Origin of the sequence: Mycobacterium sp. (genome assembly GCF_008709575.1) — a bacterium.
Lineage (GTDB): Bacteria > Actinomycetota > Actinomycetes > Mycobacteriales > Mycobacteriaceae > Mycobacterium.
The window spans coordinates 116,064-128,787 of the sequence record NZ_VYIK01000001.1; the positions used below are offsets into that span (position 1 = coordinate 116,064).

Genomic DNA, 12,724 nt, shown 5'->3' on the forward strand with positions numbered 1-12,724 from the left:
GTCGTCCCGCATCGAGGGCATCGGCCGGCCGCGGGTCGAGCCGTCGTTTCTTCCCGGTGTGGTCGACGCGATGGTGTCGGTGCCCGACGCGGCATCGATTGCGGCCGCCCGACATGCCAGCGCCGTACTGGGCCGCCGGGTGGGGGCGTCGACCGGCACGAATTTGTGGGGCGCTTTCGGCCTGATCGCCGAGATGGTCTCCCAGGGCCGGCCCGGCTCGGTGGTCACGCTGCTGGCCGACAGCGGCGATCGCTACGCCGATACCTACTTCTGCGACGAATGGGTCAAGGCCCAGGGGGTGGATCCGGTCCCCGCCGCCGCGGCGCTGGCCGAATTCGAGCGCTCCTGCCGCTGGGACTGATCCCACAGGTCGTGGACCTCGCTGGCTGGAGCGGTCACCAACAACCACACCACCCCGACAGCCAACAGTCCGCCGAACACCACGGCGCCCAACACCGTCATGATCCCCTCGCTTCCGTCGCACCGACCGTGCTTGTATCAAGTTTTGCTGGTCCCTCGCTGATTCCCCTGCACGCTGTGGCGCGCGTCGCTATCCCGGCGCGGTGTGATCTGTGCGGCTCGGCGTTCGCTGCTCAATCCGTTTTGGTGCAGCCCCCGACGGATGCGATACGCTGTCGTGGCTTCACGCGGGGTGTGGCGCAGCTTGGTAGCGCGCTTCGTTCGGGACGAAGAGGCCGTGGGTTCAAATCCCGCCACCCCGACCGGTGACGGGCACCGGCGGCCCGGATGTGCGCGGACGGTGGCTCAACTGCTCCATGGAGGCCCGCACAACTTGAGCCCTGCGTCGATCAAATCGGTCAGCGGTACCCGGGACACGCCCGAGCGGTCGCTGTGCCCGCCTCCGGCCGTCAACCAGATGTGCTCCAAGCTCCCTCGCCAGCCCTGCCGGTCAGCCCGGCTTCCCGCGATCGCATTGACCGCGTAGATGTCGTTGCTGTCGGTGGGACGGAAAGTGACCGCGCCGGCGTCGCAGGCCAGGACTCCCGACTCAGGGATCAGCGGCCAGACGCCCTTGAAGGTGGACTTGCTGACCGTCTTGGTGTGCACGGACTGCTTGTCCTTCTCGGGCCGGCAACCGGCCGAACCTAACGCCCCGAGAACCACGACCAGGGCCACGGAGACGGTCCTCACGATACCCATCCGATTGGACCTTCTGCGCCTCGCAAGGCCCCTCGCACAACCTGCCGACCGGACCAGGGCAGGCGTCATCGCGGTGGCACTACCGGGCTTACCGGTCACCGGACTGGGCTTAAATACGTTGGCACACAGATAGGTTAGCGGCGCTAGCTTCAGCCGACCCCCGGCGGCGTCGTCATCCTCATAGTCTCCCGCCGGCTCCGCCGGCTCCGCCGGCCCCGCCGTCGCCACCGTTGTAGTCGGTCGACGTCAAACCGGGCTGACCGGGCTCACCGGGCGTACCGGCCACCCCGTCGCCGGTGCCGCCGGTGCCGCCGGCACCGCCGTGACCGCCGGGGCCGCCGATCGACACGATCGAGTTGACAGCATTACCGCCGACACCGCCGGCGCCGCCGACACCGCCGGCCCCGTCGACACCGGACGCTGTTCCGCCGGCGCCGCCGTTGCCACCGGCTCCGCCGGCACCGCTGTCGCCGATGAACTCCCCGGATTTCCCGCCGTCGCCACCGGGTCCGCCGGCACCGCCGACACCCCCGTCTTCTCCGCTCGTCCCGTCGGCTCCGGACCCACCGGGACCGCCCGCGGCGCCGTTACCGAACAAAATCGCCCGGCCGCCGTCGCCGCCGGGGCCACCGTCACCGCCGGGTGTGGTGGCCGCCCCGCCGGCGCCACCGACACCACCGTCACCGATCAGGGAGCCGCCGTTGCCACCGGTACCGCCGGCGTCACCGGGAGCACCCACACCGCCGGCTCCGCCGTCACCGATCAATCCCGCATACCCGCCGGCCCCGCCGACACCCCCGTCGACTCCGGCGACCCCCGGGGCTCCAGTGCCGCCGTTACCGACCAAGAACCCGCCGTCGCCGAGATTGCCGAACGCGCCGGTGTACCCCAGCAGTGACGTGTTAGTCCCGGTGAAATCGTCAAACCCGTTGCCGATCAGATCACGGCCGAACAAAAACACCGACGGCGCGTTGAGCACCGCATCCACGGCCTCACCGACCGGGCTGGTGATCCAATCCTGCGCGACCCCGTTGATCCCGCTGTTCAGCCCGGCCACCATATCGACGAGCACCGAAGTCAACTCGGCCAGCGGTTCCGCCGAGGCCGCGTCCAGCCCAGCGACCAGATCGGCGCCCCCGACCGACGCCGCAGCGCCGACATCGGCCGCGCTCATCAGCGGATCCACGATCAAATCAAGAAAATCAGCCTGTGCGTGAGGAGTCGGGACCGTCGGAGCCACCACCACCGCGGCAAGCACGCCCGCCGCGGCACCCAGCCCGACGCCGCGCACGGTGCCCCGGCTCTTGTCCTGTGCGGCAACCCGACTGCTGCGTGGCCGACGAGCCATCAACCTCATTCCACGTTCCCGAAGATCTGACGCTGCCGCCGATGTCACCACCCAACCGTTCTGATCTTGATCGTGATCTTGCGGTACGTCAATCATCGATGAAGGAACGGCGCAATCGTCGGGGGCCGAACATCCAGCATGGAGACTCAAGGAGTGATCTACCTAACAGGGTCGGATCGGTGGGAAGCCCGCGTCGCTACAACCGGGCTCTAACCGCCGCGGCCAATCGCGCGCCGTCGGCTTTACCGGCGGCGATCGCGATGGCTGCCTTCATCACCATGCCCATCTGCTTGATGCCGGGTCGCTCGCCGAGCTGCTCGGCCACCTGGGCGATCGCGGTGTCGACGACGTCGGCCAGCTCCGCCTCGGTGAGCGGGGTGGGTCGGTACTCGTCGATGATCCGCGCCTCGGCATGCTCCTCCGCGGCGAGCTCGCCACGGCCTTGCTGGGTATAGATCTCGGCCGCCTCCGCGCGTTTGCGCGACTCCCGGGCCAACACCGTGATCACCTCGTCGTCGGAAAGCTGCCGGGGCTGTTCGCCGGCGATCTCCTCGTTCTGGATCGCGGCCAGCAACATACGCAACGTCGCGGTACGCAGTTTGTCCCGAGACTTCATCGCTTGGGTCAAATCAGCCCGCAGCCGGGATTTGAGTTCCGTCACAGCCGTGACGCTACGCCGCGCACGTCGTTGAGAAATGCCCCTCCGGCCGACAGGATGGGAGCCATGTTCGACGACGACGGCGGCGCCTGGTGAGCACGCCGCCGCCCGACTATCTGGATTACCCAGAGCCCGGATTCTCCCCACCGGGCTACGGATCCCCACCGGGCTACGGACCCCCACCGGGCTACGGACCCCCACCGGGCTACGGACCCCCACCGGGCTACTACCCGGGTTACCCCGGCTACCCACCACCGGGCTACGGACCCCCACCCGGCTACGGACCCCCACCCGGCTACGGACCCCCACCGGGCTACCCGGGTTACCCCGGCTACCCACCACCCGGCTACGGAGCGCTCCGGCCCGGGATCATTCCGTTACGGCCCCTGAGCCTCAGCGACATCTTCAACGGCGCTGTCGGTTACATCCGGGCCAATCCTGCGGCCACCCTGGGACTGACGGCCGTGATCGTGGTGATCGTGCAGCTCATCGCATTGATCATGGCGGCAGGGCCCCTGGCCGTGGCGAACCGGCTGCCGCCCGCAACGCACGGCCAACTCACCGGCGGCGATCTGGCCGGCTGGCCGGCGTCGGTCGGGATCGGTGGTCTGGTCAGCTGGCTGGCCGGTGTCCTGCTCAGCGGCATACTCACCGTGATCGTCGGCCGCGCGGTGTTCGGATCCACGATCAGCGTGAGCGAAGCGTGGACGAAGGTTCGCGGTCGGTTGCCCGCACTCCTGGGGCTGGCGGCACTGGAAGCCGGCGGGGCGCTATTGGCCGTCGGCGTCATCGCGTTGGTGATCGCCGCGGTCGCTGTTGTCGGCAATCACGCGGCCGCATTCGTTTTCGGGTTGCCGCTTGTTGCTTCCGGACTCGCGATGCTGGTGTACTTCTACACCATCCTGTCGTTCGCGCCGGTGTTGATCGTGCTGGAGCGGCTGCCGATCACCGAGGCAATCACCCGCTCTTTCGCTCTGGTGCGTAACAGCTTCTGGCGGGTGCTGGGTATCCGGACGCTGACCTTCCTCGTGGTCTTTGTCGTCGCGGGTGCAGTCGGCGCGCCGTTTAATGTCGTGAGCCAGGTGATAGTCGGCCCTTCCCCGGTTCTGCTCCTCATCAGTCTGACAGTCGGCGCCGTCGGATCGGCTATCGGCCGTATCATCACCACACCGTTCAGCGCCGGAGTCATTGCGCTGCTGTACACCGATCGACGGATTCGGTCCGAGGCGTTCGATCTGATCCTGCAGACCGGCGCCGCCGGCGGCCCGGCGAACACCGCGTCGATCGACAACCTCTGGCTGACCCGCCCGGTGTGAGTACTGGCTAAAGATGCCCACCATCGATATCGACCGCGATGCCGCACGCCGGGCCGCACAACACGAACTCGCAAAAGCGATCTATCCCAAACCGTCGGCGCGGCAGCGTTTTCACGACTTGGTCGACGACCTGGTTTTCCGGTTGCTGGAAAAAGCTTCTTCGGTCCCTGGCGGATGGCTGACCATCACCGCGCTGCTCATGGTGCTGGTGTTCGGCGTAGTGGTCGCGATCCGGGTAGCACGGCAGACCACGCGAACCACGCGGGTTGGCGACCAGCCGCTGTTCGACCACGGTCAGCTCAGCGCGGCGCAACATCGCACAGCGGCCCAAAGCGCGGCGGCCGAAGGTGATTGGGCGGCAGCGGTCCGACATCGGCTGCGTGCAATCGCCCGCGGATTCGAGGAGAGCGGCTTGCTTGATCCGATGCCCGGCCGCACGGCCAACGAGCTGGCCGCCGAAGCCGGCCGCCAGCTGCCACCCGTAGCCGCCGAGTTGTCCAAAGCCGCGGCCGCCTTCAACGACATCACCTACGGGGATCGGGCGGCAACGCCGACCACCTACCAGATGATCGCTGACCTCGACGACCACCTGCGTTTCCGCGCGGTGGCGGCAGAATCCCGGCCGCAACCCGCCGGCGCACGGGCGCCGCTCCGGTGACCGGCACCGGTTGGCCGCCCACCGCGACGGGGCGCGGACGTTCCCTGCGGTGGGTGCTGTTGACGCTGGCCGCCCTCTGCGTCGTCGCCGCGGCCAGCACCTACCTGACCGCACCACGGCCGGGCGGCCGGCTGGACCCGGCATCGACCGGGCCCGAAGGCGCCCACGCGTTGGCCGTTCTGCTGCGGGAACACGGTGTCGACGTCGTCGTCGCCGACACCGTGGCCCAGGTGGGAGCCGCCGCCCGTCCGGACACGTTGCTGCTGCTCGCGCAGACGCAATACCTGACCAGCGAGGAGCTGTTGCACCGGTTGGCCGCTACTCCGGGCGACCTGCTGTTGGTGGAGCCGACATCACGCGCCCGGACGGCCTTGGCGCCCGGTATCCGCAGCAGCGGGGCCAGCGTTGGGGACAGCAGGCCCGATTGCGTGCTGCGGGCGGCCAACCGGGCCGGATCGGTGCAATTCGGTCCGGCCGACACCTATGCCCCGGTGGGCGACTTGGCGGCAATCAGCTGTTACGGCGGCGCGTTGGTGCGGTACCGCGACGGCCAACGCACCGTCACCCTGGTCGGCAACAGCGACTTCATGACAAACAGCGGGCTGGCGCGAGCCGGCAACGCTGCGCTGGCGATGAATCTTGCCGGTGAACGGGCCCGGCTGATCTGGTATGCCCCGCACCGGCCCGTGGGTCGATCATCCTCCTCGACCGAGATCGTGGACATGATCCCGCGCAACGTCTCCTGGCTGGTCTGGCAGCTCGCGCTGACGGTGGTACTGGTCGCGCTGTGGCAGGGCCGCCGCGTCGGACCGCTGGTCGCCGAGGAGTTGCCGGTGGTGGTGCGGGCGTCCGAGACGGTCGAGGGTCGCGGCCGGCTCTACCGCTCGCGGCACGCCCGCGACCGCGCCGCGCAGGCATTGCGGACCGCGACGCTGCAGCGACTGATTCCCAGGCTCGGTCTGGGTGCCGGCACGTCGGCGCCGGCAGTGACGATCGCCGTCGCCCAGCACAGCGGCGCCGACCCGGCAACCGTCGGGCATACGCTGTTCGGACCGCCTCCGGCCACCGACACCGAGCTGGTCCACCTCGCCCGCGCGCTCGACGACATCGAAAGGCAGGTTACCCACCTATGACCTCCCCCACAGCTGCCCACACCTCGGCGGCCGAAGCGGCGCGCCAGGCGTTGCTGGCGTTGCGCACCGAGATCGCCAAAGCCGTCGTCGGGCAGGACGCCGTCGTCAGCGGCCTGGTCATCGCATTGTTGTGCCGCGGGCACGTGCTGCTCGAAGGCGTGCCAGGGGTCGCGAAAACGCTTCTGGTGCGCACCTTGGCCGCAGCCCTGCAACTGGAGTTCAAACGCGTCCAGTTCACTCCCGACCTGATGCCCGGCGATGTGACCGGTTCGCTGGTCTACGATGCCCGCACCGGGGCGTTCGTGTTCCGGGCCGGTCCGGTGTTCACCAACCTGCTGCTGGCCGATGAAATCAACCGCACACCCCCCAAGACCCAGGCCGCGCTGCTGGAGGCAATGCAGGAGCGCCAGGTCAGCGTGGAGGGAGACGCGAAGCCGCTGCCCGAACCGTTCATGGTCGCCGCCACTCAAAACCCGATCGAGTACGAGGGCACCTACCAGTTGCCGGAGGCCCAACTCGACCGGTTTTTGCTCAAGCTGACCGTGCCGCTGCCTCCGCGTGATTCGGAGATCGCCATCCTGAGCCGGCATGCGCACGGTTTCGACCCGCAGGACCTGTCGGGGATCCGCGCGGTGGCCGGGCCGGCCGAGTTGGCGGCCGGACGTGACGCGGTGGGTCAGGTTCGAGTCGCTGACGAGCTACTCGGCTACCTCGTCGACATCGTCGGGGCAACCCGTTACTCGCCTGCCTTGAGCCTCGGCGTTTCACCGCGCGGGGCGACGGCGCTGCTGGCTACCGCGCGGTCGTGGGCGTGGCTGTGCGGGCGTGATTACGTCACCCCCGACGATGTCAAGGCGATGGCCCGGCCGACGCTGCGGCACCGGGTGATGCTGCGACCGGAGGCGGAACTGGAAGGCGCCACCGCCGACGGTGTGCTGGAGGCCATATTGGCCTCGGTTCCGGTACCCCGCTGGTGATCCTCACCGGACGCGCCGGGCTGTTCGCGCTGGTTTGCGTACTTCCTGTAGCGGTATCACCCTGGCCGGCAACGACTTTCGTTGTCCTGCTGGTGGTGCTGACGGTGCTGGTGGTCGTCGACGTGTTGCTGGCCGCCAGCCCCCGCGCGCTGCGGTTCCGCCGATCACACAACAACTGCGTGCGACTCGGCGAAACGATCAGCGCCGCACTGCTGATCTACAACGGCGGCGGCCGCGGGTTCCGCGGCCAGGTCCGCGACGCCTGGGCGCCCAGCACACGCGCCGCACCACGGGTCCACCTCGTCGAGATTCCCGCCGGCGAGGTGCGGCGCGTCGACACCTGGCTACGGCCGGTCCGCCGCGGCGATCAGTGGTCGGCTGCGGTGACCGCGCGGTCGATCGGGCCGCTGGGGATGGCCGGGCGGCAACGCTCGACGCCGGTGCCGGGCCGGGTTCGGGTGCTGCCGCCGTTCCTGTCCCGCAAACACCTGGCCGCGCGGATGGCCAAGCTGCGTGAGATCGACGGACTGTCGCCGACCCTGACCCGTGGGCAAGGCACCGAATTCGATTCGCTGCGTGAGTATGTCGTCGGGGACGACGTCCGTTCGATCGACTGGCGCGCCACCGCGCGCCGGGCCGATGTCGTGGTCCGGACCTGGCGTCCCGAACGGGACCGCCGGGTCGTCATCGTGCTCGACACCGGACGCACTGCGGCCGGCCGCGTCGGAGTCGACCCAACCGCCGCCGCTCCCGGTGGCTGGCCACGCCTGGATTGGTTGATGGATGCCGCGTTGCTGCTGGCGGCGCTCGCCTCGCGGGCCGGCGACCACGTCGATTTCCTCGCCCACGATCGGGTCATCCGAGCCGGCGTGTTCGGCGCGCCACGAACCGAAGTGCTCGCCCGACTGGTCGACGCGATGGCGTCATTGCAACCGGAGCTCGTCGAATCTGACTTCACTGCAATGGTTTCCGAAATCATAGGGCGTATCCGACGACGTGCGCTGGTGGTGCTGCTGACCGACCTCAACCCGACCGCGCTCGACGAGGGCCTGCTGCCGGTATTGCCACGGCTTTCGATACGACACCGGGTGATCATCGCCGCGGTCACCGACCCGCTGGTGGACCGGCTGGCCGCCCAGCGTGGCGACGCGGCTGCGGTGTACGGCGCGGCGGCGGCCGAGCGGTCCCGTAACGACCGCAGGGCGATCGCGTCGCTGTTGCGTCAACGCGGGGCCGACGTGGTCGACGCGGCACCGGCCGATTTGGCGCCGGCGCTGGCCGACCGGTACCTGGCGATGAAGGCCACCGGACGGCTGTAGGAGGATGGATCGGGTGCGGGCCGATCCATCCGCTCAGCCGGTGGGCGCGAGGTCGGGGGCATCGGCGATATCGCCGGTTTCTCCGGTCCGTTCAGCGCGTCGCCCGAAGTAGACGACATAAGTCAGAAACGCCGCTTCGGCGACGATTCCGATGCCGATCCGCAGCACCGTCGGCAGCGGCGAGGGGGTCACCATCGCTTCGATGAGGCCCGAAACCAACAACACGGCCGCGATCCCGATCGCGATGGACGCGACGGCACGGCCCTGCTCGGCCAGCACGTAGCGGCGTGGCCTGTCGCCCGGCGAGATCACCAACCAGCCCAGCCGCATCCCGGCGGCGCCGGCCAACAGCACCGCCGTCAGCTCCAGCAGGCCGTGCGGGACCACCAGGCCCAACAGGACGCCGGCCTTGCCGGCCGCAAACATCAGCCCGGCAACGACCCCGAGATTGGCGGCGTTCACGAACAGCACAACCGGGATCGGTAACCCGAGCACGACCGAGAACGCGACACACTTGGCGGCCACCCAGGCGTTGTTCGTCCACACCTGAAGCGCAAACGCCAGGGCCGGGTGCTCGCTGTAGTAGGACGCGAAGTCGTGGTTGACCAATTCGTCGATGTCGCTGGGCGCTTTGATGGCGGACTGCACCTCCGGGCTGCCGGCCACCCACAGCGCAATCACGGCCGCGACGAGGAAAAACGCCACCGCCGTCGCCAGCCACCACCACCGGGTGCGGTAGGCGACCACCGGGAACGACACCGTCCAGAACCGGGTGAACTCGATAGCCAGCGGGGCGTGCGCGCCGGTCACCGCGGCGCGGGCCCGTGCCACCAACCTCGACAGCCGCCCGATCAGCGCCGCATCCGATGACGCCGAACGCAGGATCGACAGGTGCGTCGACACCCGCTGGTAGAGATCGACGAGCTCGTCGATCTGCGCTCCGGTCAGCCGCCGACGGTTCCTGACCAATTGGTCGAGCCGGTTCCAGGTGTCACTGTGAGCAAAGACGAACGCGTCGACATCCACCTGGCGCAGCCTACTGGCGGGTCACCGCCGATGAGTTCCAGCCGAGTAGTTTCGCAGTATGTCGGAGGTGGTGACCGGGGACGCCGTCGTACTGGATGTCGCGATCGCGCAGTTGCCGGTGCGAGCACTCGGGGCGTTGATCGATATCGCGGTGATGCTCGTGGGCTACCTGCTCGGATTGATGTTGTGGGCGGCGACGCTGACCCAGTTCGACTCCGCCGCCAGCGCCGCGGTTCTGATCGCCCTCACCGTGCTGACGTTCGTCGGATACCCGCTGGTGTTTGAAACCGCGACCCGGGGCAAGTCAGTGGGCAAGATCGTGATGGGTCTGCGGGTTGTCTCCGACGACGGCAGCCCGGAGCGCTTCCGCCAGGCGTTGGTTCGGGCGCTGGCCGCACTGGTCGAGATCTGGATGTTGCTCGGCAGCCCCGCGGTGATCTGCAGCCTGCTCTCCCCGAAAGCCAAACGGCTCGGCGACGTCTTCGCCGGGACGGTCGTCATCAGCGAGCGTGGCCAACCGTTGGGGCCGCCGCCGGCGATGCCGCCGTCGCTGGCTTGGTGGGCGTCGACGCTGCAACTGTCGGGACTGACCCCCGATCGAGCCGACATCGCCCGTCGATTTCTTTCGCGTGCTGCGGAACTCGACCCGCTGCTGCGCGAGCAGATGGCCAACCGGATCGCCGGTGACGTGCTGGCGCACGTCGCGCCGCCGCCTCCACCCGGTACCCCGCCGCAGCTCGTGCTGGCCGCTGTTCTGGCCGAGCGACACCGCCGGGAGCTGGCGCGGTTGCGTCCCACACCAGGACCGCCGCCGGGCTGGCCGTCCCCGCAGCCGCCCGGCCAGCCCCAGCCGCCGCACGACGGCGGGTTCGTGCCGCCCCACTAGATTCCCGGTGGGCTTGGGCCCGGCTGTGGCGATCTGCCGGAAATCGGTCGCGGCAGCATTGGCGAGCATCCGAGGGTGTCGAACTTAACGTTGCATCGCGTTGTTTATCGATATATCGTAATTCCATCGGTCGCACATCTGGTGCGACGACCTCTTCAGGACGGAACAACCATGAACACTCCCTGTGCCCCTTCCGAAAAACCCTTTGCCGACGGTGGACCCGGCAGCCTGTGCCTGGGTCCTGAGGAACGGCTGCGCGAACAGCGCCGGCAAGCCCGACGGGAATCCCATGATCACCTCTGCGGCCACGATGCCGGTCGCGGCGGCTTCCGGCCGGGATTCGGCCGGGGATGTGGTCCCGGCGGGTCCGGATTCGACGTCGGGCCCCGGCGCGCTCGCCGGCGCGGCGGCGCCGGTCGATACGGGCGTCGCGGTGATGTACGCGCGACAATCCTGGCGTTGTTGGCTGAACGGCCGATGCGCGGCCACGAGATGATCCAGGAGATTGCCCGCCGCAGCCAAGACCTGTGGCGGCCCGGCCCGGGCTCGGTGTATCCGACCCTGCAACTGCTGGTCGATGAGGAGCTGATTGAAAGTTCTGAAACCGGCAGCGCCAAAAGGCTTTTCGAGTTGACGGAAGCGGGTCGCGACGCCGCAAAGAAGGTCACAACGCCGCCGCGGGAGTAGATCGCCTCAGCGAAGACGAGTAGCCTCCCGGGCCGGCTCGGCGATGGTCAAGAGCTCGCTACGACGCGTCGACCCAGTCCAGGCTGCGCTCGACCGCCTTGCGCCACCCGGCATATCCGGCAGCGCGCTCTTCGGCACTGCAGGCCGGCGTCCACCGCTTGGCCTCCCGCCAGTTGGCTCGCAGGTCGTGCGGGTCGCTCCAGAAGCCGACTGCCAGGCCCGCCGCATACGCTGCGCCGAGCGCGGTTGTCTCGGCAACGACCGGGCGCACCACGTCGACGCCCAAGACATCGGCCTGAATCTGCATGCACAGGTCGTTGGCGGTGATGCCGCCGTCAACCTTCAGTACTTCCAGGGGCACTCCGGAATCGGTTTGCATCGCATCTACGACATCACGACTCTGATAACAGATCGCTTCGAGCGTCGCGCGGGCCAGATGAGCACTGGTATTGAACCGGGAGAGCCCCACGATCGCACCGCGGGCATCCGATCGCCAGTACGGAGCGAACAATCCGGAAAATGCCGGGACGAAATAGACCCCACCGTTGTCGGGGACTCGGCGAGCCAGCTCCTCACTCTCGGCGGCGTTTCGGATAAGGCCGAGCTGGTCGCGCAACCACTGCACCGCCGATCCGGTCACTGCGATCGAACCCTCAAGAGCATAAACGGGTTTGGCGTCGTCGAATTGATAGCACACCGTGGTCAGCAGGCCGTGGGCTGACCGCACGATCTGCTCACCGGTGTTGAGCAGCAGGAAATTACCGGTGCCGTAGGTGTTTTTCGCCTCACCGGGGTCCAGGCAGACCTGGCCGACCATGGCGGCATGCTGGTCGCCGAGAATTCCGGTGATCGGTATTTCGCCACCGGCCGGGCCGCTATCGGTCGTGCTGCCATGGGGCTGCCGTGACGACGACGGCGCGATCGTCGGCAGCATCGACCGAGGTACGCCGAAAAACGACAGCAGTTCGTCGTCCCAGTCCAGAGTCTCCAGGTTCATCAGCATGGTCCGGCTGGCATTGGTGACGTCGGTGACGTGCACACCTCCTCGGGGACCGCCGGTCAGGTTCCACACCAACCAGGTGTCGATCGTGCCGAAGAGCGCGTCGCCGCGGTCGGCGGCGTCGCGCACCCCGTCGATGTTGTGCAAAACCCACTGCAACTTCGGGCCGGAGAAATACGTCGCCGGTGGCAGGCCGGCTTTACGTCGAATCACCTGGCCGCGACCGTCCCGGTCTAGCGCCGTAGCGATGCGGTCCGTGCGAGTGTCCTGCCACACGATCGCGTTGTAGTAGGGCAGGCCGGTGTGCCGGTTCCACACCAACGTCGTCTCGCGCTGATTCGTCACGCCGAGAGCGGCAATATCGCGGGGTGCCAGTTTCGTTCGGTTGAGCACCGCAGTCAGCACCGAACAGGTGCGCTCCCAGATCTCGAGTGGATCGTGCTCGACCCAGCCGGCCCGCGGCAGGATCTGCTCGTGTTCGAGTTGTTGTCGGCCCACCTCGACCCCGTCGTGGTCGAAGATCATGCAGCGGGTGCTGGTGGTGCCCTGGTCGAT

At 68.4% G+C, this 12,724-nt stretch carries 12 protein-coding genes, 1 tRNA gene and 1 pseudogene; 9 read left to right on the forward strand and 5 right to left on the reverse strand.

The window, feature by feature from the left end; all coding sequences use genetic code 11:
• Both F6Q13_RS00575 and F6Q13_RS00580 read left to right on the forward strand, forming a co-directional pair.
• Positions 1-361, forward strand: a pseudogene (locus F6Q13_RS00575) (PLP-dependent cysteine synthase family protein); the annotation flags it as partial.
• Between the two features lie 287 nt (positions 362-648).
• A tRNA-Pro gene (locus tag F6Q13_RS00580) sits at positions 649-722 on the forward strand.
• Positions 723-765: 43 nt separating this feature from the next.
• Here the strand turns inward: F6Q13_RS00580 and F6Q13_RS00585 are convergent.
• The 3 genes from F6Q13_RS00585 to F6Q13_RS00595 form a co-directional block, all read right to left on the reverse strand.
• Positions 766-1,161 carry a DUF2511 domain-containing protein gene (locus tag F6Q13_RS00585; protein ID WP_293050751.1) on the reverse strand — a complete coding sequence of 132 codons (396 nt, stop codon included), beginning with the start codon at positions 1,159-1,161 and terminating at the stop codon, positions 766-768.
• Positions 1,162-1,339: 178 nt separating this feature from the next.
• Complete coding sequence (locus F6Q13_RS00590) at positions 1,340-2,509, reverse strand: PE family protein (RefSeq protein ID WP_293050753.1); 1,170 nt, start codon at positions 2,507-2,509, stop codon at positions 1,340-1,342.
• Positions 2,510-2,705: 196 nt separating this feature from the next.
• A complete protein-coding gene (locus tag F6Q13_RS00595) occupies positions 2,706-3,170 on the reverse strand; it encodes a GatB/YqeY domain-containing protein (protein ID WP_293050755.1) in 465 nt (154 codons plus the stop codon).
• 86 nt (positions 3,171-3,256) lie between these two features.
• Here F6Q13_RS00595 and F6Q13_RS00600 point away from each other — a divergent pair, with 86 nt between their 5' ends.
• From F6Q13_RS00600 to F6Q13_RS00620, 5 genes are read left to right on the forward strand one after another with little or no spacing between them, the layout of a single operon-like run.
• Positions 3,257-4,483 (forward strand): hypothetical protein, encoded by a 1,227-nt coding sequence (locus tag F6Q13_RS00600; protein ID WP_293050797.1) that lies wholly within the window; start codon positions 3,257-3,259, stop codon positions 4,481-4,483.
• A gap of 13 nt (positions 4,484-4,496) precedes the next feature.
• Positions 4,497-5,141 carry a DUF4129 domain-containing protein gene (locus F6Q13_RS00605; RefSeq protein ID WP_293050757.1) on the forward strand — a complete coding sequence of 215 codons (645 nt, stop codon included), beginning with the start codon at positions 4,497-4,499 and terminating at the stop codon, positions 5,139-5,141.
• Entirely contained in the window at positions 5,138-6,274 is a 1,137-nt protein-coding gene (locus tag F6Q13_RS00610; RefSeq protein ID WP_293050759.1) for a DUF4350 domain-containing protein, read from the forward strand. The genes F6Q13_RS00605 and F6Q13_RS00610 overlap by 4 nt, the downstream gene beginning before the upstream one ends.
• Complete coding sequence (locus F6Q13_RS00615) at positions 6,271-7,251, forward strand: MoxR family ATPase (RefSeq protein WP_293050761.1); 981 nt, start codon at positions 6,271-6,273, stop codon at positions 7,249-7,251. Before F6Q13_RS00610 ends, F6Q13_RS00615 begins: the two co-directional genes overlap by 4 nt.
• On the forward strand, positions 7,248-8,570 hold the full coding sequence (locus tag F6Q13_RS00620) for a DUF58 domain-containing protein (protein WP_293050763.1): 1,323 nt from the start codon (positions 7,248-7,250) through the stop codon (positions 8,568-8,570). The genes F6Q13_RS00615 and F6Q13_RS00620 overlap by 4 nt, the downstream gene beginning before the upstream one ends.
• A 33-nt stretch (positions 8,571-8,603) precedes the next feature.
• Here the strand turns inward: F6Q13_RS00620 and F6Q13_RS00625 are convergent, their stop codons facing one another.
• The gene (locus F6Q13_RS00625) at positions 8,604-9,596 is read right to left on the reverse strand and encodes a stage II sporulation protein M (protein WP_293050765.1); all 993 of its coding nucleotides are present in this window, start codon (positions 9,594-9,596) and stop codon (positions 8,604-8,606) included.
• A 58-nt stretch (positions 9,597-9,654) separates the two neighbouring features.
• Here F6Q13_RS00625 and F6Q13_RS00630 point away from each other — a divergent pair, with 58 nt between their 5' ends.
• Both F6Q13_RS00630 and F6Q13_RS00635 read left to right on the forward strand, forming a co-directional pair.
• Positions 9,655-10,482: an RDD family protein gene (locus F6Q13_RS00630; RefSeq protein WP_293050767.1), complete on the forward strand. Its 828-nt coding sequence runs from the start codon at positions 9,655-9,657 to the stop codon at positions 10,480-10,482.
• A 171-nt stretch (positions 10,483-10,653) separates the two neighbouring features.
• Positions 10,654-11,169: a PadR family transcriptional regulator gene (locus tag F6Q13_RS00635; RefSeq protein ID WP_367140738.1), complete on the forward strand. Its 516-nt coding sequence runs from the start codon at positions 10,654-10,656 to the stop codon at positions 11,167-11,169.
• 58 nt (positions 11,170-11,227) lie between these two features.
• Here F6Q13_RS00635 and glpK read toward each other — a convergent pair.
• On the reverse strand, positions 11,228-12,724 hold a 1,497-nt coding region (glpK, locus tag F6Q13_RS00640; protein ID WP_293050769.1), incomplete at its 5' end, for a glycerol kinase GlpK.

Bases quoted from the DNA above. Each gene is read 5' to 3' on its own strand.
- F6Q13_RS00585 (WP_293050751.1), bottom strand. From the start codon at position 1,161: ATGGGTATCGTGAGGACCGTCTCCGTGGCCCTGGTCGTGGTTCTCGGG.
- F6Q13_RS00590 (WP_293050753.1), bottom strand. From the start codon at position 2,509: ATGGCTCGTCGGCCACGCAGCAGTCGGGTTGCCGCACAGGACAAGAGC.
- F6Q13_RS00605 (WP_293050757.1), top strand. From the start codon at position 4,497: ATGCCCACCATCGATATCGACCGCGATGCCGCACGCCGGGCCGCACAA.
- F6Q13_RS00615 (WP_293050761.1), top strand. From the start codon at position 6,271: ATGACCTCCCCCACAGCTGCCCACACCTCGGCGGCCGAAGCGGCGCGC.
- F6Q13_RS00630 (WP_293050767.1), top strand. From the start codon at position 9,655: ATGTCGGAGGTGGTGACCGGGGACGCCGTCGTACTGGATGTCGCGATC.
- F6Q13_RS00635 (WP_367140738.1), top strand. From the start codon at position 10,654: ATGAACACTCCCTGTGCCCCTTCCGAAAAACCCTTTGCCGACGGTGGA.